The organism is Marivivens donghaensis (assembly GCF_030410045.1).
Lineage (GTDB): Bacteria > Pseudomonadota > Alphaproteobacteria > Rhodobacterales > Rhodobacteraceae > Marivivens > Marivivens donghaensis.
Genome location: NZ_JAUFRA010000001.1, coordinates 318,136 through 338,748, shown reverse-complemented (window position 1 = coordinate 338,748; position 20,613 = coordinate 318,136). Strand labels below are relative to the sequence as shown.

The following is a 20,613-nucleotide window of genomic DNA, read 5'->3' as shown; positions in this document are numbered from 1 at the left end:
CCTAACTTGAACGGCGCGCCTCGCCCGAAATACCTCTAATTTTTTCCAAACTTCCCAGCCTTCCGACCGTTCCGTCCGCCCCAACCGCGCCTCAGCGCCGCCGGTGAAGGGGGTTCTAAGGTTATCTCAAACTACCCGCAAGAGCCTTTTTGCAAAAAGTTCAAAAAACTTACACATCACCCGATTTTTTGTGTGTTTTCATAGGTTTGAGCAATTTCATTTCACGGAACCCAAGGTCGCACGACCGATAATTGCTGCGCCGCAGTAATTCACCCCATCCAGATATAGAGTTATCCACAGCGGCCCATACTATTGGCGGCGTTAGCGCCCTGAATCACCCCCGACTCATTCGCTGAAGCACATCGAGTCGTACCGCGAACAGCAAAACAATCGCGCCGAAATACACGAAGGGTTCGATCGGCCAGCCTTTGACCAGCCAAATAAAATGAATAGAGCCCAGCAAAACCGCTGGATATGTCAGCTTGTGGAGGGACCGCCATTGAGCCCCCATGCGACGGACACTGATATTGTTAGATGTGATCGCCAAGGGGACCAACAGCACGAAGCTCGCCATTCCGATCGTCACATAAGGACGCTTCAGAATGTCTTCCCATACACGGGACAGCGATTGGACATCTAGAACCATCCAGACTGTCAAATGGGCCAGCACAAAGAAGAAGGCCGTTACACCTAAAGCACGGCGATACTTGATAAGGTTCAATCCGGCGTATCGACGAAGGGGGGTAATACAGAGCCCTGCCACGAGAAGCTGCAGAGCCGTCGAGCCATACTCACGTTCTAAAGCGTCGATCGGCTCTGGACCCAACCCACCCGTTAGGCCGAGCCAGAACAGCCAGCCCGCCCATAAGCTCCCCACTATATATATCGGCCACGCGGGGATTTTGCGCGTGGCCCGATTGATACGATCGACGACCATCAGAAGTTTTCAGCCAAGTTCATACCATCATAGAGGCTGGCGACTTCGTCGTAGCCGTTGAACATCAGAGTATCCTGACGGCTTGCAAAGAGACCTCCGCCGATCCGACGTTCCGAGGCTTGAGACCAGCGCGGATGCGACACATTTGGATTCACATTACTATAGAAGCCATATTCCCGCGCATTAATCAGGTTCCACGTCGCAGGTGGCTGTTTATCAGTCAGCGTGATCCGAACAATCGATTTGATCGACTTAAACCCATACTTCCACGGCACCACCAAACGGATCGGCGCACCGTTCTGGTTCGCCATCGGCTCTCCGTAGATGCCTGTTGCGAGCAGCGCCAGCGGATGGCGCGCTTCATCAAGGCGGAGCCCTTCGACATAGGGGAATGGAATAACACGGCGCTGGACGCCAATCATGTTGTCAGGCTGCACGACCGTTTCAAAGGCCACATACTTGGCCGAGGATTTCACGCCAACGCGATCCAGCACATCCGCCAACTCAACGCCATTCCACGGGACGACCATCGACCACGCTTCGACACAGCGGAACCGATAGATGCGCTCTTCAACGGTCAAACCACCCAAGAGGTCGTCCAGACTATAGTCACCTGGATTATCGACCAGACCATCGACCTTGATCGTCCAATTCGACGCATCGAGCTTATGGGCGTTCTGCGCGGGGTCTTCTTTGCCCGTGCCGAACTCGTAGTAGTTATTGTAGCTGCGAATATCCGAGAGGGTATTCGGCTCTAGCGACTGCGCCAAAGCTGGCATCCCGACAAAGGACGCTCCCGCTGCCGCGATGATCTGGCGGCGATTAAGCCAAAGCTGTTTGGGCGTGATGTCTTTTTCAGTCAGGTCGTTTTTCCAACGAAAGGCCATGTGTTCCTCCGCATGTTTTGCTTTGGATACATATAGTCCATTTCGGTGTTTCGGCGCGTCACGATGCCGTTGGGGATTTGTAACGAACAGCTACGGCCTAGTGCGCGGGTCAGTCACTGACCGCAAGTTTGATACCCAATAGGCCAAAAGAGCCAGCAAAAGCCCGCTTAATCCATGTCATTACTCTAGGTCTTGCGATGACATATTCACGCGCGAGCGACGCAAAAGCGCCGTATGCGATGAACACCACAAAGGTCATCACCATGAACACCGCCGCTAGTCCAACGAGTTCGCCCGTAACATTCGTCACGTTCGGGGTGGTGAACTGAGGCAGGAAAGCCAAAAAGAAGAGTGAAAGTTTTGGATTCAGCACATTGATCAAAGTGCCTGTCAACGCAATCAAGCGATAGCTTCGGACAGGCTTTGAGGCGCCGAGGTCGATTTTGCTTTCGTCCCTGACAATGGTCCAAGCCATGTAGAAAAGATAAAGCACACCTAGAAATTTAATCACCTGAAAGGCTAAGGCGCTGGTATGCAAGAGAGCTGACAGCCCCACGATACTAGCAAATGCCGCAGGTACGATTCCTAAGGTACAGCCAAAAGCAGCCGCGACGCTAACCATCGAACCACGTTCCAAACCAATCGCTAATGTGTAGATCACTCCTGTTCCTGGCAGCAGAACAACCACGAGCGAAGTTAGGAAAAACTCAATCGACATCACCAACACCCCAAATACGGGAGTAGCTTTGACGATGCAGTGTGTTGTGTCAACAAACCAGTACCCAGACCTCAGAACAAAAACGGCGGGGAATTCCCCGCCGTCTGGTTTTTTAATGAACGACCGCGTCGTCTGGTTTCGGGCGATTACTTCCGCCAATCCGATCGCCTATGATCAACCCTTCTGCGCCAGCAGACACAGCTATCGTGTCACCGTCCTTCACATCACCAGCCAGCAGAAGTTCTGCCAGCGGGTCTTGCAAGGCGCGTTGAATGACGCGTTTCAGTGGTCGAGCCCCAAAGACGGGATCATAGCCCTCATCCGCCAGCCACTTGCGTGCGCCCTCATCAAGGTTGAGCGAGATCGTGCGACCATCAAGACGTTTCTGCAGACGCGCCAGTTGGATATCGACAATGCCACCCATATCCGCACGGCCCAGACGGTCAAAGATAATCGTCTCATCCAGACGGTTCAGGAACTCGGGGCGGAAGTGCGCCCGCACTGCGTCCATCACATCGCGTTTCGCCTGCCCCGCATCTGCACCATCGGGCAACTGGCTCAGAGCTTGCGCGCCAAGGTTCGAGGTCAGAATGATCAACGTCTGTTTAAAGTCCACAGTGCGGCCCTGACCATCCGTCAAAACGCCATCGTCGAGAACCTGTAACAGTACGTTGAACACATCAGGGTGCGCCTTTTCGACCTCATCAAAGAGGACAACCTGATAGGGACGTCGACGAACCGCTTCAGTCAACACACCGCCCTCGTCATATCCGACATACCCCGGAGGGGCGCCGATCAAACGGGAAACCGCGTGCTTCTCCATGAACTCGGACATATCGATGCGGACCATCGCATTGTCATCGTCAAAGAGGAACTCAGCCACTGCTTTGGTCAGTTCGGTTTTACCCACGCCCGTCGGCCCGAGGAACAGGAACGACCCAAGCGGGCGATTTTCATCGTTTAGACCCGCACGGGCACGGCGGACAGCATTCGCAACAGCACGAACGGCGGCTTTCTGTCCGATGACCCGTTTGTGCAGGCCGTCTTCCATGCGGAGCAGCTTTTCACGCTCACCTTCCAGCATCTTGCTGGTCGGGATACCCGTCCAACGCTCAACGACTTCGGCAATCTGTTCAGGGCGAACGGCCTCTTCGACCATTTGCTCGCCTTCCAGCGCCTCAGCTTGGGACAAGTCACGTTCCAACTGCGGGATGACGCCATAGGACAGCTCACCCGCCTTCGCGAGGTTACCTTCGCGTTTCGCGATTTCCAGATCAGCCCGCGCTTTGTCGAGCTTTTCTTTGAGCGCACGCGCACCTTCCAGCTTGTCCCGCTCTGCCTGCCATTTGGCAGTCATGGCGTCCGCTTTTTCCTGCAAGTCCGACAGTTCCTGACGCAACTTGTCCAAACGTGTCTTCGACGCGTCGTCATCCTCTTTCTCGAGAGCAACCGCCTCGATCTGCATTTGCAGTATCTGACGATCCAGCGCGTCGAGCTCTTCGGGCTTGCTGTCTACTTCCATACGCAGACGACTTGCGGCCTCGTCCACGAGGTCGATGGCCTTATCCGGCAGGAAACGATCCGTGATATAACGGTGCGACAGCGTTGCCGCAGCGACCAGAGCGGAGTCCGAGATACGAACGCCGTGGTGCAGCTCGTACTTCTCTTTAATACCGCGCAGGATCGAAATCGTGTCTTCGACCGTCGGCTCCTCAACCTGAATAGGTTGGAACCGCCGCGCCAAAGCAGCGTCTTTCTCTACATACTTGCGATATTCATCGAGGGTCGTCGCACCAACACAGTGCAATTCACCACGCGCAAGCGCGGGTTTGATCAGGTTGGCCGCATCCATCGCGCCGTCCGACTTCCCTGCCCCAACGAGCGTATGCATCTCGTCGATGAAGAGAATGATCTCTCCGGCGGCAGCTTCGATTTCTTTCAAAATCGACTTAAGACGCTCTTCGAATTCACCGCGGTATTTCGCACCAGCAATCAGCGCACCCATGTCGAGCGCGAGTAGCTTTTTGTTACGCAGGGATTCAGGCACGTCACCATTCACGATCCGAAGGGCGAGTCCTTCAGCAATCGCGGTTTTACCAACACCCGGCTCACCAATGAGAACTGGGTTGTTCTTGGTCCGACGGGACAGAACCTGCATCGAGCGGCGAATTTCTTCGTCCCGACCAATGATCGGATCGATTTTCCCCTGCTCTGCAGCTTCGGTTAGATCACGGGCATATTTCTTGAGTGCGTCGTAGCCTTCTTCGGCAGACGCACTGTCGGCAGTCCGACCTTTGCGCACGGTATTAATAGCTGCGTTCAGGCCCTGCGCCGTCACTTTCCCAGCTTTCAGCGCATCCGCAGCGGCAGATTTCACAATCGCCAACGCAGTCAGAATGCGCTCCACGGGGACAAAGCTATCGCCCGCCTTCTGCGCGAGCGTCTCGGCTTCGGACAGAACTTTGCCTGTCGCGCTGTCCAGATACACCTGACCAGCATCACCCGACACCTTTGGCATCTTTGTCAGCGACAGCTCATTCGCCTCAACGACAGCCGCCACATTACCGCCAGCAGCCGTAATGAGGTTCGCGGACAGACCCTGATCGTCGTCCAGCAAAGCTTTCAACACATGTTCGGGGGCGAGCCGCTGATGGCTCTCTCTCATTGCGATCGTTTGCGCTGCTTGGATGAAGCCGCGCGACCGCTCCGTGAACTTCTCTAAGTTCATCGCAGTTCTCCTTCTCTAAGCACCCGCCAATTTGATCCGCCCACTGAGCGGCACGGATCGTATCGGGCCTTCGTTAATAAGATGGGGAGCAACGGCGCATCTTGCAAGATTCCAGTGCTTAAAAATCGGTGGGTTTCTAGCTAAGACTACCCCTTCTGTCTGCCGTTATTGACAAGGTATCGCAAAGGTAGGAGCGTACTACGGGCCAAGTTGATCACATCAGCCAAAAGGCCGCCTGATTATCGCGGCCTATGACAAAACTCTTGCCGACTTGGCCGAGGTCCCCGCGAAAACAAAGCCAAAAGACATGCCCAAGCAGGCCAAGCCATAAGCCCATTCCTTGACATAGAGAAAGCAGAGCCCCAAGAGAGGCCAACCCATCCTCAAGGAGCTTTCCCATGTCGAACGACCGCCTGATTGTTGCCCTCGATGTCCCGAACGTCATTCAAGGTCTCGAGCTTGCCAAAGAATTGGGCGACGCCGTTTCTTTCTACAAGATCGGCCTTGGGATGCTCACTGGCGGCGGCTTGGCCCTCGCGAACGAGCTGAAACAGGAATACGGCAAACGAGTTTTCCTCGACATGAAGTTCTTTGACATCGGCGCAACGGTCGAAGCTGCCGTTCGCGGCATTGCTCAGTTCGGTTTGGATTTTCTGACCGTCCACGGCGACCCACATGTCGTTCGCGCCGCAAAAGAAGGTGCCGCTGGCAAAGACCTCAAAATCCTCGCTGTAACTGTCCTAACGTCTCTTGATCGCGCTGACCTTGATGCCTCTTGCTACAAAGACGGCACAGTTGCCGACATTGTGACGGAACGCGCAGCGCGTGCAATGGAAGCTGGCGCTGACGGTGTGATCGCTTCTCCGCATGAGGCGGCGTTGATCCGTGCCTTGCCCGAGGCAGCTGGCAAACTCATCGTCACCCCAGGCGTCCGTCCCGCTGGCGCCGCATTAGGCGACCAAAAACGCGTTATGACCCCGGGCGAAGCCATTGCGAATGGTTCGGACCATGTAGTTGTTGGCCGCCCGATCTGGACAGCCGAAAACCCTCGCGCAGCAGCAGACGCCGTCAACGCAGAGATCGCCGCCGCGCTCAAAGCGTGACCGTAGTGCACTGACAACGCGGCGGTTTCACCCCTGAGGTCGCCGCACCCCTAACCTAACGTATAAGTTGCATCACCAACCGCGACAGGCGGTTTGCTCCACTGGGTAGCTTCGTCCAATCAGTCCATTCTGATACCGTTATGCGAAAGACGAGTATCGTTTGAGTTGTGTTTACGGAGACGTGTGATGCAGACCATCACTCTAGGTGAAATTTACTATAATGACGCCATTGGAGCCTACGAGGCCCGCGTCGACGTGCAACGCGATCAAGGCACATATCGCTATCCCTGCCTCTTCAAAGGCCCACGCGACCTAGAACGTGATCAGGTCCAAATGGGGCTGGTGCGTCAGGCATTGGGAATGTCCGATACTTTTTGGCACAAACCCGCGCCGGAAATTTTGACGACTTTCGTATCAGGACCAGTGCCGCAAGCGTGATCCCCGCTTCCCAGCGGCGCACTGGTCCCTTCTGGCAACCCCACAGCCAGAAGGGACTAGTATAAAGTCGTCAGCGCCATCCGAAGTCTGATCTGCAACGACGGGATAGCATCTGGCAAATCAAGGAAATCTTGAACTGGCATAAACCGCCATTCCTGCCCCTCTCGGCCAAATGTCACATCGGCCTCAGTCAGGTCTCCCCAAAGAACCGCAAAGAAATGCACGGTATCACCTGTGGGTCCGGGTTGTTGGCTATGGTAGAACACGCGATGCTCTGAGAGGGACAAACCGACCTCTTCGCGCGTTTCACGTTGAGCGGTTTCAAACGGCGTTTCATCGTTTTCACGACCACCCCCCGGGAAGTCCCAGCAATCTGGCCACGGAATGTTGGGTTTATCGTCTCGACGAATAACGAGCACATCGTTGCCCCTGAGGATCGCAACCTTTGCGCCATCAAAACTATCGTCAAACATAACCGCCCCGCTGGCCCTTCGGATCGGTGAAAGGCTATACTGCAAAGATAGCCATGAAGCATCCAGATGCCAGCCCTTTGTAAAGATTGCCTGACTCAATTCGACAGCGGCTCGCGCTGCCCATCATGCCGCAGTCCGCGCGTCGTGATGCATGATGAACTGTGGGATTTGTCGATCGCACATATGGACTGCGATGCCTTTTATGCCAGTGTTGAAAAGCGGGATAATCCAGAGCTGCAGGACAAACCCGTCATCATCGGAGGTGGCAAACGCGGCGTCGTCTCCACGGCTTGCTATATCGCCCGCATACGAGGCGTTCGTTCGGCGATGCCAATGTTTCAGGCCCTCAAGCTTTGTCCTGACGCAGTGGTGGTCCGCCCACGGATGGACGCTTACGCCGAAGCCTCCCGTGCGGTCCGCGCTCTGATGGATGAACTCACACCCCAGATTGAACCATTGTCGTTGGACGAAGCGTTCTTGGACCTGACGGGGACCGCCCGATTACATGGCGCGCCGCCAGCGATTATGCTGGCCCGTCTTGTTAAACGGATGAAGGAAGAATTGGGCCTCAGCGGGTCAATCGGCCTTTCCCACAACAAATTCCTCGCCAAAGTGGCGTCCGACCTCGACAAACCCCGTGGGTTTTCGGTGATCGGTAAGGCGGAGACCGTAGACTTCCTAAAACCCAAACCTGTTCGATTGATCTGGGGGATCGGCCCAGCCACTCAAGCCTCACTCGACAAGGCAGGCATCCATACCATCGGCGACCTGCATCGCTGGGAAAAAGATCAGCTTACGGAACGGTTCGGGCAAACAGGCGAACGGCTCTTTCATTTAGCACGCGGCGAAGATTTCAGACGGATTTCTCCAAACGCACCTGTGAAGAGTATCTCAAAAGAAACCACGTTTTTTGAGGATACTTCTGACCCCGATGTCCTAGACGGCCACCTTTGGCGACTCTCTGAACAAGTCAGTGCACGCGCCAAGGCAAAAGACAAGGCAGGCCGCGTTGTCACGCTGAAGCTCAAGACCAAAGCGTTCAAGACCATCACCAAACGGCAAAGCCTTCACCAGCCCACACAAATGGCGGACACGATTTATCGCGTGGCGAGGTCACTATATGACGCGGCTGGCAACACAGGACCGTTTCGACTGATTGGCGTCGGCATAAGCGACCTAACCGCAGCCCAAGATGCCGACCGCGAAGGGGACCTTTTGGACCCAGATGCATGCCGTCGGGCCAACGCGGAACGCGCAACCGATAAAATCCGCGCAAAGTTCGGGACTGACGCGATCAAAAAGGGACGTGCCCTGCGCTGACTACTCGGCAGCTAATGGAACCTTACGCGATCCCAGCGCGGCAATCTCAGACGCCGCAGCCATAAGTTTCGACTGCAATTCGTCAAACTCTGGCAAAATCTCAAGCGTCGCCTCATTCATATAAAGAGAACGATCAATCTCTACCTGCACCGCGTGCTGGGATCGAACGGGGCGACCATAGGCAACCGTGCTGTAGGCGCCCGCGAACGGGGCGTTCCGAGCAACCCGAAGCCCCTGCCCCTCAAACGCGGCTGCAATTTGATCCACCAACCGCGCCGAAGCCGCCGCCCCAAACCGATCCCCGATCACGACATGAGGCCGTTCGCCTGACTTTCGCGCGGCATCCAGCGCCTCTCTCGGCATCGAATGGCAATCGATCAAGATTGATTCTCCGAACAGCCTAAAACTCTGATCCAAGAGGGCCGTCAGTTTATCGTGATACGGATACCAATAGGTTTGAAGCCGCGAATACGCCTCTTCTAACGTCAGTTTCCCGCGATAAATTGACCTCCCCCCTGCGACGACACGAGGAATCACACCCAGCCCCGATCCGACGCGCGGATTGTGAACGTTTCGACGCACACCTTCGATCAATGCAGGATCAAGTTCATCCGCAGCCCTATTCAAATCCACAAATGCCCGTGGCACCTGCGCCACCAAAAACGGGGCACCATAGTCAATCACCTTAGAAAACAGGCGATCGACGTGGGCATCCTCAGATGACCGAATCGTTTGATGGTCCAAAACCGCCTGCCCACCGAACAACGCCAAATCCGCCTTTCCGCTGTGCGGAGACGCAAAAACAACGCTTGTTGTGCGCGTTACTGGCTCATTCAGGACAAAGGGCGTAAGGGTCATCATCACTCCGGCTTATAAAAATAGAATAGAGCATGAATCTGTTTTACCGAAAGCCCTTGATCCCCCCTCCGACTCCTTTTATAGAGCCGCTCACCCGACGCGGATTTCCGCGTCTTGTTTTTTCAAGACGTATGAGAAATGCAAGGGTCATGGGCGGTTAGCTCAGCGGTAGAGCACTACGTTGACATCGTAGTGGCCACTGGTTCGATCCCAGTACCGCCCACCATGGAATCACTGGCCTTCGGGCTTAAACGAAACACAGGCGCAATCGCCGCGCCGCGACTAGGAGATGAACCATGAAAGTTCGCAACTCCCTCCGCTCGCTCAAGCAGCGCCACCGCGATTGCCGCATCGTGCGCCGTAAGGGCCGCGTCTACGTTATTAACAAGACGCAGCGTCGCTTCAAAGCTCGTCAGGGCTAATCGAAGCAACACCGGATTAGAGGCCGTGTTCCGAAAGGAACGCGGCCTTTTTCTTTGCCCCGCGCGAGGTCGGGAAAACCACCTGTAGCAGAGTTAAGTGGTAGCCAGACGCCACCTCGCCCGTTACCATTTGGTCAAATCCATTTCAGTGCGGGGTAATTCGATGACACCTTTCTTTAGACCTCTCTTAGTGGGAGCAGGCTTGGCTGTCGTTTCGACTGGCGCGGCCTTTGCCCAAGATTTCTGCGGCGGCATCGGGTCGAACGGCCAATGGATCGGCGGCGATGAAACCGCCTCGGACATTTCGACAACAACTGAGTTCCAAGAACAGATGGCGCTGGTGCTCGGCGGTAATAACTATGTGTCCTTGTTTACTCTCAGCGCACCGACCGATGTCCGCATCGAAGCCCAAGGTCGCGGGGGCGGCGACCCTGTGATCGACGTTTATGATGCTACTGGCGCAGTGGTGGTATCGGATGACGATTCCGGTGGCGACGGCGCATCCCGCGCGGAACTGACACTGGATGCAGGCACCTATTGCGTTGCAATGCGGAGTTTCGACGCCGCCCCGATGACGGGTTTTGTCCGCGTCGGCCGCTATGAACACGAAGCTCTCACCACTGGCATGTCGGATGGCGGCTATGGTGATAGCGGGTCAACTTACTGCGACTCTTCTACCCTCGCGAACCAACTGCCATTTGGCACCCCAATGACGGGCTCAGCCAACGACGCCCCACACTGGCGTTTCACACTTGATACCGCGATGCCTGTCGTCATCACCGCCGAGAACAGCGACGCTGACCCCTACATCACCCTCTACAGCAACGACGGTGGCTATATTGACGAGAACGATGACTGGGATGGCCTGAACTCCCGTCTGGAACTGATGAACCCGCTCGAAGCTGGCAGCTACTGTATCGCGCTCACGGCTCTGTCGGACAGCACATTGCCGATCACATTAACCGTAGAGGAACTGGATGTTGAAGCCGCAATGCGTGGCTCATATGACCGCGCCGAAGCCGCTCCGCCACTCGACGGAAGCTATCCAGTGACCGCGCTCGGGGAACTGAAAACCCGCCAGCGTGTGGACCTGCAAAACAGCGCGACAGCCACGTGGTATAGTCTCGACGTTTATGACGGTGGCCTCGTGCTGGCCGAAGCGATCTCGGTCAATGGAGAGGGCGATCCATATCTAGTGCTGTTCGATGACCTAGGGCGGCAGATTGCTTACAACGATGACACCAACGGTTTGGACCCGCTTGTGACGGCACGGATCACCACAGGCACTTATTTGCTGGCTGTTGGGGAATATGGCGACGGCGCTGGATCACCAGTACGAATGGTGATCGAACGCTACGTCCCAGCACGGTAATTCTAAAAAGCCCCCTTTTCAGGGGGCTTTTTTATCGCCCGAGGTTTCCAACCGCATCGGCAAGCAGCCGCACCAGCGTTGCCTCATTCAGATAGCCGATCCCGTCGACTTCGGAATTGGTTTGATACCTGCGAATGGCACGGCGCGTATCGTCGTCAAATGTACCGTCGATCACACCTGGCGATAGCCCCATTTGCCCGAGGCGTAGTTCGACCAAACGACGGGTCAGCGCGTTCAACTCTAACGCAGCTTCTGCTGCCTGTGCGGCCTCCAACTCTGGCGCGATCTCTTGTTCCTCGGTCAGGGCGGCGATCCGTGCCTGAGCTTCGCCGACAAATTCACCTTCAGGGTAGACCGAGAGGTATTCCTGATACGCACCAATAGCATCGACGCCCGACGCCCTATCCCACGCGGCCGTTTCTGCCGCCTCTGCCGCACGACGTTTGCCATCTTGGATTGCCGCAAGCCGATCGGTGGCCAGTTCAGCAAAGACACCGTCAGGGTAGCGATCCAGATAGGCTCTCAGCCCAGGTTCGTCACCAACCGCCCCCGTTTCATCCCAATACGTTCGATCCAATAGCTCTGCCTCGCGACGGCGGCGTTCGGCTTCTGCCTCCAGCTCGGCGGACCGTCGGGCGGCTTGCGCATCGAGACGCGCAATTTGATCTTGGGTCAGATAGGAGGACTGAGAATACCCATTCTCTTGCTGCCAATTCGTGATGGCTTGCCGTGTCCCTGCCCCGAAAATCCCGTCGATCCCGCGCGTGTTGTAGTCGAGCAGGGACAGGTCACGCTGAATTTCGCGCCGCGCATCGCGGCTTAGGCCCAAGGCTTCTTCGATCAAACGATCCTGACGGTTTGGTTCGGTCATGATCTCGTTGATCAGCCGTTCAGCATCCGCGATGTGTTTGCCGTTCGGAAAACGGCGAATGTAATTGCGATAGGCATCCGCAGAATCCAGCGCCTGCGCCCCTTCCCAAAGGGCATCATCAGCCCCAGTGTCGGACGCCTGTGAAGTTTGCGGCACGGGCACTACAGACGGACGCATCGGCATGATCACGTGACTGCGTGGTGTGTATCCTTTGACCGTGAGGCCGTAATCTTCGAAGTAAGGAACGATGTCTTCTTGAGGTTGGGTCAGCACCGTTTCTGCGAAGGATGCGACGTCGCGGACTGAGCCCGACACCACGGTAACGCCCTGCGGAATGGACAAGGCTCCGACACCTACGGAAATCCACGGATCGTATTGCGCAGCTTCTGCATCAACACCGAGCAGCAAAATGGCCTCGCCCGCCGCACCAGCCATGACCGTCAACAGGCTATCGACAGAGACCGCCGTCGATCCCAGCGTTAGGAACGACGGCTCTGCCGCGTCGGCGGTCAGAAGCCACGTCCTCTGGCCGTCAGTCACAAAACGACCAGACAACGCAACAACGATGCGATCGGCCTCTGCGGTCGCGGTGGCGAACTCTTCTAACGATGTTGCTGTTGTATCAACCCGACCATTGCGGAGCGTCGTGACGCTAAAGCCCAAGGCCTCTAGCCCGTTCGCAGCATCCAACACGTCAGCCGCGCGCGGAACCGATCCCAGTCGCTCGTAACTATCGTTCCCCAAGAGGAGCGCCGCATCATCGGCCCATGTAGCCCCTGCCATGACGGCAAGAGCGGCGGAGGTCAGTAGATAACGGCGCATATAATCCTCATCAGTCGTATTTACGGCGGTCCTCGATCACGATGCCATCACGGGGAAGGCTCCCCATCGCGCAGATCTCAACCCGCCCTTTTAGTTTGAGCGTTTCATGAACCGATTGTGAAATCTCGTTCACGTTACCAGCCAGCGTTTCCACCAAGACATGGAGGACGTCCGTCTCGCCTTCGCGGTCCACAACGACACGTGCACGGGCCACATCAGGATGCTTTGCCACTAGGGCCGCGACCTGTTCCGGACGCACAAACATGCCTTTGACCTTGGTCGTCTGGTCGGCACGACCCATCCAGCCTTTGATACGAGTATTGGTGCGGCCACACGCGCTCTGCCCCGGCATCATCGCGCTTAGGTCGCCTGTCGCAAAACGGATCAATGGGTAGTCAGGGTTCAACGAGGTCACCACCACCTCGCCCACTTCGCCGACAGCGACAGGATCACCCGTCCCTGGGGTGACGATCTCAACAATGACGCCTTCATCAATAATCAGGCCATCGTTCTCGATCGCTTCATATGCCACGTTTCCAAGGTCCGCCGTCGCGTAGCACTGCAGACACTTGATGCCGCGATCATGGTAGTACTGGCGCAAGGACGGGAACAACGCGCCGCCAGAAACTGCGGCTTTTGTGATCTTCAGCGTCTCGCCCATTTCGTCGGCTTTCTCGAGGATCACCTTAAGAAAATCAGGCGTGCCCGCATAAGCCGTCGTGCCGATATCAGCAGCCGCACGCACTTGCAGTTCCGTTTGACCAACGCCCGCAGGCAATACGGTCGCACCGACCGCACGCGCACCGTTTTCAAAAATCATACCCGCAGGTGTCAGGTGATAGCCGAAACAGTTCTGAACGATATCACCCTCACCAATACCAACGGCAGACAAGAAGCGGCCAATACGCCACCAGTCGTGGCTGGTATTCCCAGGCTCATAGATCGGGCCCGGCGATTGGAACACATGCGCGAAACCAGTAATCGGCCCCGTGAAACCACCGAGCGGAGCATTCTGTTTTTGCGCCTCAACAAGGGCTGATTTGCGTGTCATAGGAAGAGCAGCGAGGTCATCGACCGATTTAATCGCGTCAGCTGACACATCAGCCAAAGTCGTCGCATAGGCTGGCAACGCCTGTGCACGGCGGATTTGTTCAGGAAGCTCTTTGGCAATCGCTGCGGCACGATCTGCATCGGACCGCGTTTCCAAATCACTAAAATACCTGCTCATCTCTGCATCTCCTGATCGGTGCAGCTGTCCTCATGCTGGGCCAACTGCGGGTTGATTATCAATAGCGCCGATTACGGCGCCTCAAACTGGGCCATTTCCTGCCGTTCGTGATGCGGTTATGATCGCCAAAACGACAGGACGAGTTATGAAGCAGACCTTCCCGCCCATCAGCCCCGATTTCATGGGGGACAAACTGGATACCCGTATCATCTTGCACGAAGCGCTGATGATCTGCGAATTGGTCTACGAAGGACTGTATTTTCATACGTCGGCTGACGCGAACGCCTTTTTTGATCGGGTCGAAGAACGGCTTGCGGAAACGGGCGAACCTCTCTGGTTCTTCTTGGTAAACTCGACCGACTACCGAATTGATGGCGACGCGTGGTTTGCGTTCACGAAGCGCGGCACTGATATGAAAGAGTATCACGCCATGGGTCTCGCCCACTACGACATGTCCGATTTTAACATCAAACATGTTGCAAAGACCAAAGGCACCGACCAGCACGATCCGACCAATTTTACCACGCGTGACGACGCAGTTACCTACTTGAAGTCCTTGCCGTCCAAACGTCGCGAGCGCATCTTTCGGTCGCCCAACTACCAAAAGCCCGAGATCGTCAAACGTGTTCATTTCGACCGCGCTCAGCAGATTTGCGAAATCGATCTGCATGGGATCAGCTTTGAACACTCGCGAGATGTAAACGACATCTTCAACTGGATCGAAGAGTTGATCCGCCAAACCCGTCAGCCGTGGTGGGTTCTGTGGAACTACAACGATACGCGGATCCAGTCGGCGGCTTGGGTGCAATACGACGCGCGCGCGCGGCAGTTTCGCGAAACCTGCGCCTTGGGTGCGGTTCGGTTTGCTGTGGGCAGCGAAACCGAAACCGACATCCGACTGCGGCACGAAAGCCGCGGCACACGGCCCAACATTCGCAACACGCGGGACGAAGCCCTTGCGCGTTTGGCCGAAATGCAGGCCGAGGCCGCGCAAAACGCTTAGAGCCAGCGTTTGCGGCGGCGATAGGACCGCACGTCGCGGAAGGATTTACGGCCTTCTTCAGAGACGCCCAGATAGAATTCCTTCACATCTGGGTTCTCGCGCAATTCTGCGGCAGGGCCTTCCATCACGACGCGGCCAGATTCCAGAATATAGCCGTGGTGCGCATAACGAAGCGCCACGTTGGTGTTCTGTTCCGCCAGCAAGAAGGACACGCCTTCACGTTCGTTAAGGTCTTTCACGATCTCAAAGATTTCTTCAACGAGCTGCGGCGCGAGACCCATTGACGGTTCGTCCAACAGAATCGTTTCGGGGCGGCTCATGAGCGCACGTCCAATGGCACACATCTGCTGTTCACCACCCGAGGTGTAGCCAGCCTGTGATTTGCGACGCGTTTTGAGGCGCGGGAAATAGTTATAAACCATCTCAAGATCGTCAGCGACCTTAGAGCCGCCGTCACGACGGGTATAAGCACCCGTCAAAAGGTTCTCTTCGATGGTCAGGTGTTCAAAACAGTGACGGCCTTCCATCACCTGAATTACGCCCTTTTTCACCAAATCTTCGGGCGACAGTTGATGCACAGCTTCGCCGCGATACTGGACGCTTCCCTTAGTGACTTCGCCACGTTCGGAATGCAAAAGGTTCGAAATCGCCTTGAGCGTTGTGGTTTTGCCAGCACCGTTTCCGCCGAGAAGGGCTGTGATACCCCCTTTTGGAACCGTGAGCGACACACCTTTGAGAACGAGGATCACGTGATTGTAGATCACCTCGATGTTGTTCACCTCAAGCAGTGTTTCGGTTTTGCCTGCATCCAACATTTATGTGCACTCCGTTCGGTCAGAATGGCGCGGGCGGATTGGCCCGCCCGCGCCGTATTGGCTTAGTTACAGGCCGGTGTGATGTTGTTTTCAGCAGCGTATGCGGCTGCGTCTTCTTCCACCAATTTACCGATCAGTTCACGATCAGATGCGATCAGGTCGGTTACGAGGCTCCAAGTCTGGGTGTCTGCATCCCACTGCTGGATGTAAGCGAGACCCGGACCACCGTGGTTCTGGCACGATACGTCGAATGCCGGACCGAAGCCTGCCATGCCCAGCTCTTCCATGCGAGCGTCGGTGATGGACAGTGCTTCCATACCTGCGCGCATTTCAGCAGCGGTGATATCGCCATGACCTGCGATCTCTTGTGCTGTGCGTGCAGCTTCAGCAGCGAGCATCGCGGCATACATACCGCGCGAGTAGAGAACGGAGCCGATTTGGTCGCCAGCGCCAGCAGCCAGACCCTTGTCTACAACGTGGGCTTGGATGTCAGCATAGACCGGGAAATCGGTGCCGATTGCGTGCATGTTCAGAGCTTTGTAGCCGTCTGCACCTGCGCCAGCTGGCACTACGTCGTTTTCAGAACCCGACCACCATACGCCGATGAAGTGATCCATCGGGAAGTTGATGTTCGATGCTTCCTGAATTGCGACCTGGTTCATAACACCCCAGCCCCACATCAGAACGTAGTCCGGACGTTCGCGGCGGATTTGCAGCCACTGGGATTTCTGTTCCTGACCTGGGTGGTCAACAGGGATCTCGGTCAGTTTAAAGCCCATCTGAGCCGACAGGTCCTGCAGGGTGCGGATCGGTTCCTTACCATATGCAGAGTTGTGGTAGACCAGAGCGATCGACTTACCTTCGAGGCTGCCGCCTTCGAGGTCAGTGATGTGGTTGATCGCGATGGATGCACCATCCCAGTAGTTAGCAGGGTAGTTGAATACCCAAGGGAAGGTCGCGCCGTCCATTGCCGACGTACGGCCATAGCCCATGGTGTGGAGCGGAATACCGTCTGCCGAAACTTTGGGGATCAGCTGGTAGGTAATACCAGTTGACAGCGGTTGATAGATAAGAGCGCCAGCGCCGATGTCTTTGGTCGATTCATAGCACTCAACGCCTTTTTCGGTGTTGTAGCCAGTTTCACACTCTGGAACGTCGATGCGAACACCGCCGATACCACCGTCACGCTCGTTGAGCATGGTGAAGTAGTCCATGTAGCCATCCGCAAACGGAATACCGTTCGCAGCGTAGGGGCCGGTCCGGTACGACAGCGACGGGAACACGAGGTCCGCCATCGCGGGGCCGGCAACCAGTGCGCTGGTCAATGCCAGTGCTGCAATTTTCTTCATTTTCATCGGTTATTTCCTCCCAAGTTGGTTACCGATTAAGTGTGCCCGATTTATCGGGTCGTTTAGTGGGCGCGGGGGCTCCTCCTTCCCCCGTCACCGCATGTGGTCATCCTAGTACGGGAACGGCCACAATCTCAGTTTTTCTTTTGCAACGCGCCAGAGCTGCGCGAGACCGTGCGGTTCCGCGATCAAGAAGATCACGATCAAGGCACCCACGATTACGAGCTGCAAGTGAGACACGATGTCTGTCGGCCAACCCAGCACGTCCACGCCAACGATCTTGAGCGCAACAGGAAGCAGCACAAGGAAGGCTGCGCCAGCGAACGACCCAAAGATGCTGCCCAGACCACCGATGATGACCATGAACAGGACAAGGAACGATTTGTTGATGCCAAAGGCTTCGCCCACTTCGACCGCGCCGAGGTAAACTGCAAAGAACAGTGCGCCCGATACGCCGATAAAGAAGGACGACACAGCAAAAGCCGAGAGTTTTGCAGTCAGCGGGTTCACACCGATGATCTCTGCCGCGATGTCCATGTCGCGGATCGCCATCCACTTACGACCAACCGAACCGCGAGTCAGGTTGCGTGCGATGATGCCAGCAGCCGTTACGAAGACGAGACAGATCAGGTATTTTGCCCATGCTTCGGTGTTCGGACCAGTGACGAGCACGCCAAATACAGTGCGTTCTGGTGCGTTGATCTGACCAGAAGCCGAGTAGTTGTAGAACCACGGCACCTTGTTAAAGAGCCAAACGAGGAAGAACTGCGCCGCGAGGGTTGCCACAGCGAGGTAGAACCCTTTGATCCGCAGCGACGGCAGACCGAATAGAACGCCCACAATTGCGGTGATACCACCCGCAAGGATCACGTGGATCATGATGCTCACGTCAGGGAATGCGGTCATCAGCTTGTAGGCTGCATAAGCGCCAACAGCCATAAAACCACCCGTGCCGAGCGATACCTGACCACCGTAACCGACCAGAATATTGAGGCCGATTGCAGCAATCGCGTAGATCAGGAACGGAACAAACAGCGCGTTTGCCCAGTAGTCGTTGATGATGAACGGGATCACCAGATAGGCAATCGCCAGAACAGCGTAGTAGCGATAGCGGTCAAACTTGATCGGGAAGGTTTGGTTATCCGCACCGTAGCTTGTCTTAAAGTCGCCTGCTTCACGGTAGAACATCAGACAATTCCTCCTTCACGATGGTGCTCACGCGGCACTTGATTGCTGCATTTTGAATAGCCGGTCATTTCCGAATGACGCACCAGCCAGAAGTATGCGACGACCCCAATTGCTGCCCCAACAAAGGCAAGGATAGCCGCGGTTACCATTTGTCCGCCGTTCGTAATGTCTGCGGACAGAGCGAGGTAGCCGAATGCCCAGAACCCAGACCATGCAACTACGTTCACGATTGCGACGAGTTTCTGCATGATCAGACCCTTTCGATGATCTTCTCGCCAAACAGACCTTGCGGACGGAAGACGAGGAAAAGCAGCGCCAGAACATAAGCGAACCAGTTCTCGGTCGCGCCGCCAATCATTGGGCCGACGGAGTATTCGAACAGTTTCTCACCCACACCGATGATTAGACCACCGACGATCGCACCAGGGATCGAGGTGAAGCCACCGAGCATCAGAACGGGCAGAGCCTTCAGCGCGATGAGTGACAGCGAGAACTGAACGCCAGACTTCGCACCCCACATGATCCCAGCCACAAGAGCTACGAAACCAGCGAGCGACCAGACCAGAACCCAGATGAAGTTGAGAGAGATACCAACAGACAGAGCTGCTTGGTGATCGTCGGCCACAGCGCGCATCGCACGTCCCTGTTTGGTGTATTGGCTAAAGATAACGAGAACAGCCACAAGGATCGCCGCGACGATTGCAGCGACAACGTCGAGCTGGTCAATGAAGAAGCCGTAGAAGTCATCACCCCCAAGGAACGCGGTGTTTTCTTCGATCCAGAGGCTCGCACCCTGTGGCAGGCCAACATCAAGAGTTTTGATATCGGAACCCCACATCAGGTCGCCCACGCCTTCAAGGAAGTAAGCAAGACCGATGGTCGCCATGAACAGAATGATCGGTTCCTGACCAACAAGGTGGCGGAAGATGTATTTCTGAACGAGCCACGCAAAACCAACCATCACAACCATCGTCAGAATGATCGCCAGCAATGCTGGAATGTGCCAACCGAAGTCGTGGATTTGCGTTCCAAAGACCGCGTTGATCAGGTGTGAGAAAGGAACTTGCCCTTCCATGATGCCCACGAGGGTTAGCGCCGCGAACAGCGCCATCACACCCTGAGCGTAGTTGAAGATACCCGACGCTTTGAAGATCAGAACAAAGCCCAATGCAACCAGAGCGTAGAGAACGCCAGCCATCAGGCCGTTCAGGATAACTTCTATCGTGTAGTAAAAATCAGCACCCATGACGTGTCTCCTTAGTCATGCGAAACGCCGAGGTAGGCGTCGATCACATCTTGGTTGTTGCGAACTTCATCGGGGGTTCCGTCACCGATCTTACGGCCGTAATCCATCACGACGACGCGGTCAGAGAGGTCCATAACCACGCCCATATCATGTTCGATCAGCGCGATTGTGGTGCCGAATTCATCATTCACATCGAGAATAAAGCGGCACATGTCCTCTTTTTCTTCGACGTTCATACCTGCCATCGGTTCGTCGAGTAGAAGAATGGTTGGCTCAGCGGCCAATGCGCGAGCAAGCTCCACTCGTTTCTTCAGACCGTAGGGCAGACGACCAACCGGTGTCTTACGGATCGACTGAATTTCGAGGAAGTCGATGATCTTTTCGACAGCTTCGCGGTTCTCATTCTCTTCACGCTCGGCCTTGCCCTTCCAGAGAGCTTGAGACCAAAGACCCGTTTTCATCTTGTTCAGACGACCAGTCATAACGTTGTCGAGAACCGACATACCTTCGAACAAAGCGATGTTCTGGAAGGTACGTGCGATGCCCTGCTGTGCAACCTGATAAGGTTTCATCTGGGGGCGACGCTCGCCGCGGAACCAGACTTCGCCCTCTTGCGGGACATAGAAGCCCGAGATGACGTTCAGCATGGACGACTTACCAGCGCCGTTCGGGCCGATGATCGCGCGGATCTCGCCTTCGCGAATGTCAAAGCTGATGTTTTTGATCGCTTCAACACCACCGAAACGCAGGGTGATGCTCTTGAGGTCAAGAACAACACCACCAATCGTGCGGCCGTCAGCGGTTACATAGGATTCCGTATCATCCAACATGATCT

At 55.8% G+C, this 20,613-nt stretch carries 20 protein-coding genes and 1 tRNA gene; 7 read left to right on the top strand and 14 right to left on the bottom strand.

Annotated elements, in window-relative coordinates; genetic code table 11:
- Positions 1–334 precede the first annotated feature (334 nt).
- The 4 genes from msrQ to clpB form a co-directional block, all read right to left on the bottom strand.
- Entirely contained in the window at positions 335–937 is a 603-nt protein-coding gene (gene msrQ / locus QWY83_RS01720; protein ID WP_249946825.1) for a protein-methionine-sulfoxide reductase heme-binding subunit MsrQ, read from the bottom strand.
- Positions 937–1,824 carry a protein-methionine-sulfoxide reductase catalytic subunit MsrP gene (gene msrP / locus QWY83_RS01715; RefSeq protein WP_249946824.1) on the bottom strand — a complete coding sequence of 296 codons (888 nt, stop codon included), beginning with the start codon at positions 1,822–1,824 and terminating at the stop codon, positions 937–939. Before msrP ends, msrQ begins: the two co-directional genes overlap by 1 nt.
- A gap of 109 nt (positions 1,825–1,933) precedes the next feature.
- Complete coding sequence (locus QWY83_RS01710; protein ID WP_249946823.1) at positions 1,934–2,701, bottom strand: LysE family translocator; 768 nt, start codon at positions 2,699–2,701, stop codon at positions 1,934–1,936.
- Positions 2,655–5,270, bottom strand: a complete 2,616-nt coding sequence (gene clpB / locus QWY83_RS01705) for an ATP-dependent chaperone ClpB (RefSeq protein WP_249946822.1) — start codon at positions 5,268–5,270, stop codon at positions 2,655–2,657. Before clpB ends, QWY83_RS01710 begins: the two co-directional genes overlap by 47 nt.
- Before the next feature lie 398 nt (positions 5,271–5,668).
- Between clpB and pyrF the strand changes: the two genes are divergently transcribed.
- Positions 5,669–6,373 carry an orotidine-5'-phosphate decarboxylase gene (gene pyrF / locus QWY83_RS01700; RefSeq protein WP_249946821.1) on the top strand — a complete coding sequence of 235 codons (705 nt, stop codon included), beginning with the start codon at positions 5,669–5,671 and terminating at the stop codon, positions 6,371–6,373.
- Positions 6,374–6,559: 186 nt separating this feature from the next.
- Positions 6,560–6,811 carry an orotidine 5'-phosphate decarboxylase gene (locus QWY83_RS01695; protein ID WP_249946820.1) on the top strand — a complete coding sequence of 84 codons (252 nt, stop codon included), beginning with the start codon at positions 6,560–6,562 and terminating at the stop codon, positions 6,809–6,811.
- A 56-nt stretch (positions 6,812–6,867) separates the two neighbouring features.
- Here the strand turns inward: QWY83_RS01695 and QWY83_RS01690 are convergent, their stop codons facing one another.
- Positions 6,868–7,284 carry an NUDIX hydrolase gene (locus QWY83_RS01690; protein ID WP_249946819.1) on the bottom strand — a complete coding sequence of 139 codons (417 nt, stop codon included), beginning with the start codon at positions 7,282–7,284 and terminating at the stop codon, positions 6,868–6,870.
- 66 nt (positions 7,285–7,350) lie between these two features.
- On the opposite strand from QWY83_RS01690, the gene QWY83_RS01685 reads away from it, so the two are divergent.
- Complete coding sequence (locus QWY83_RS01685; protein WP_249946818.1) at positions 7,351–8,604, top strand: DNA polymerase IV; 1,254 nt, start codon at positions 7,351–7,353, stop codon at positions 8,602–8,604.
- On the opposite strand, the gene QWY83_RS01680 is transcribed toward QWY83_RS01685, so the two are convergent.
- Entirely contained in the window at positions 8,605–9,462 is an 858-nt protein-coding gene (locus tag QWY83_RS01680; protein ID WP_249946817.1) for an N-formylglutamate amidohydrolase, read from the bottom strand.
- Positions 9,463–9,613: 151 nt separating this feature from the next.
- Between QWY83_RS01680 and QWY83_RS01675 the strand changes: the two genes are divergently transcribed.
- The 3 genes from QWY83_RS01675 (at position 9,614) to QWY83_RS01665 (ending at position 11,256) form a co-directional block, all read left to right on the top strand.
- Positions 9,614–9,688 (top strand) — tRNA-Val (locus QWY83_RS01675).
- Between the two features lie 70 nt (positions 9,689–9,758).
- A complete protein-coding gene (gene ykgO, locus QWY83_RS01670) occupies positions 9,759–9,884 on the top strand; it encodes a type B 50S ribosomal protein L36 (protein ID WP_008231708.1) in 126 nt (41 codons plus the stop codon).
- Positions 9,885–10,086: 202 nt separating this feature from the next.
- Positions 10,087–11,256 carry a DVUA0089 family protein gene (locus QWY83_RS01665; RefSeq protein ID WP_249946816.1) on the top strand — a complete coding sequence of 390 codons (1,170 nt, stop codon included), beginning with the start codon at positions 10,087–10,089 and terminating at the stop codon, positions 11,254–11,256.
- A 31-nt stretch (positions 11,257–11,287) separates the two neighbouring features.
- Here the strand turns inward: QWY83_RS01665 and QWY83_RS01660 are convergent, their stop codons facing one another.
- Both QWY83_RS01660 and QWY83_RS01655 read right to left on the bottom strand, forming a co-directional pair.
- Positions 11,288–12,949: a peptidoglycan-binding domain-containing protein gene (locus QWY83_RS01660; protein WP_249946815.1), complete on the bottom strand. Its 1,662-nt coding sequence runs from the start codon at positions 12,947–12,949 to the stop codon at positions 11,288–11,290.
- A gap of 10 nt (positions 12,950–12,959) precedes the next feature.
- On the bottom strand, positions 12,960–14,177 hold the full coding sequence (locus QWY83_RS01655) for a phenylacetate--CoA ligase family protein (protein ID WP_249946814.1): 1,218 nt from the start codon (positions 14,175–14,177) through the stop codon (positions 12,960–12,962).
- A gap of 145 nt (positions 14,178–14,322) precedes the next feature.
- On the opposite strand from QWY83_RS01655, the gene QWY83_RS01650 reads away from it, so the two are divergent.
- Positions 14,323–15,180, top strand: coding sequence for a hypothetical protein (locus QWY83_RS01650; protein WP_249946813.1), 858 nt, complete (start codon positions 14,323–14,325; stop codon positions 15,178–15,180).
- Here the strand turns inward: QWY83_RS01650 and QWY83_RS01645 are convergent.
- The 6 genes from QWY83_RS01645 to QWY83_RS01620 all read right to left on the bottom strand — a co-directional run bounded on the left by QWY83_RS01645 (position 15,177) and on the right by QWY83_RS01620 (position 20,608).
- Positions 15,177–15,995, bottom strand: a complete 819-nt coding sequence (locus QWY83_RS01645) for an ABC transporter ATP-binding protein (RefSeq protein WP_067547116.1) — start codon at positions 15,993–15,995, stop codon at positions 15,177–15,179. The two genes, QWY83_RS01650 and QWY83_RS01645, sit on opposite strands and share 4 nt — an antisense overlap.
- A gap of 62 nt (positions 15,996–16,057) precedes the next feature.
- Positions 16,058–17,350, bottom strand: a complete 1,293-nt coding sequence (locus QWY83_RS01640; RefSeq protein WP_249946812.1) for an ABC transporter substrate-binding protein — start codon at positions 17,348–17,350, stop codon at positions 16,058–16,060.
- 105 nt (positions 17,351–17,455) lie between these two features.
- On the bottom strand, positions 17,456–18,532 hold the full coding sequence (locus QWY83_RS01635) for a branched-chain amino acid ABC transporter permease (RefSeq protein WP_249946811.1): 1,077 nt from the start codon (positions 18,530–18,532) through the stop codon (positions 17,456–17,458).
- The gene (locus tag QWY83_RS01630) at positions 18,532–18,780 is read right to left on the bottom strand and encodes a hypothetical protein (protein WP_249944874.1); all 249 of its coding nucleotides are present in this window, start codon (positions 18,778–18,780) and stop codon (positions 18,532–18,534) included. Before QWY83_RS01630 ends, QWY83_RS01635 begins: the two co-directional genes overlap by 1 nt.
- Before the next feature lie 2 nt (positions 18,781–18,782).
- On the bottom strand, positions 18,783–19,778 hold the full coding sequence (locus QWY83_RS01625) for a branched-chain amino acid ABC transporter permease (RefSeq protein ID WP_105235961.1): 996 nt from the start codon (positions 19,776–19,778) through the stop codon (positions 18,783–18,785).
- An 11-nt stretch (positions 19,779–19,789) separates the two neighbouring features.
- The gene (locus QWY83_RS01620; protein ID WP_105235962.1) at positions 19,790–20,608 is read right to left on the bottom strand and encodes an ABC transporter ATP-binding protein; all 819 of its coding nucleotides are present in this window, start codon (positions 20,606–20,608) and stop codon (positions 19,790–19,792) included.
- Between the last annotated feature and the right edge of the window lie 5 nt (positions 20,609–20,613).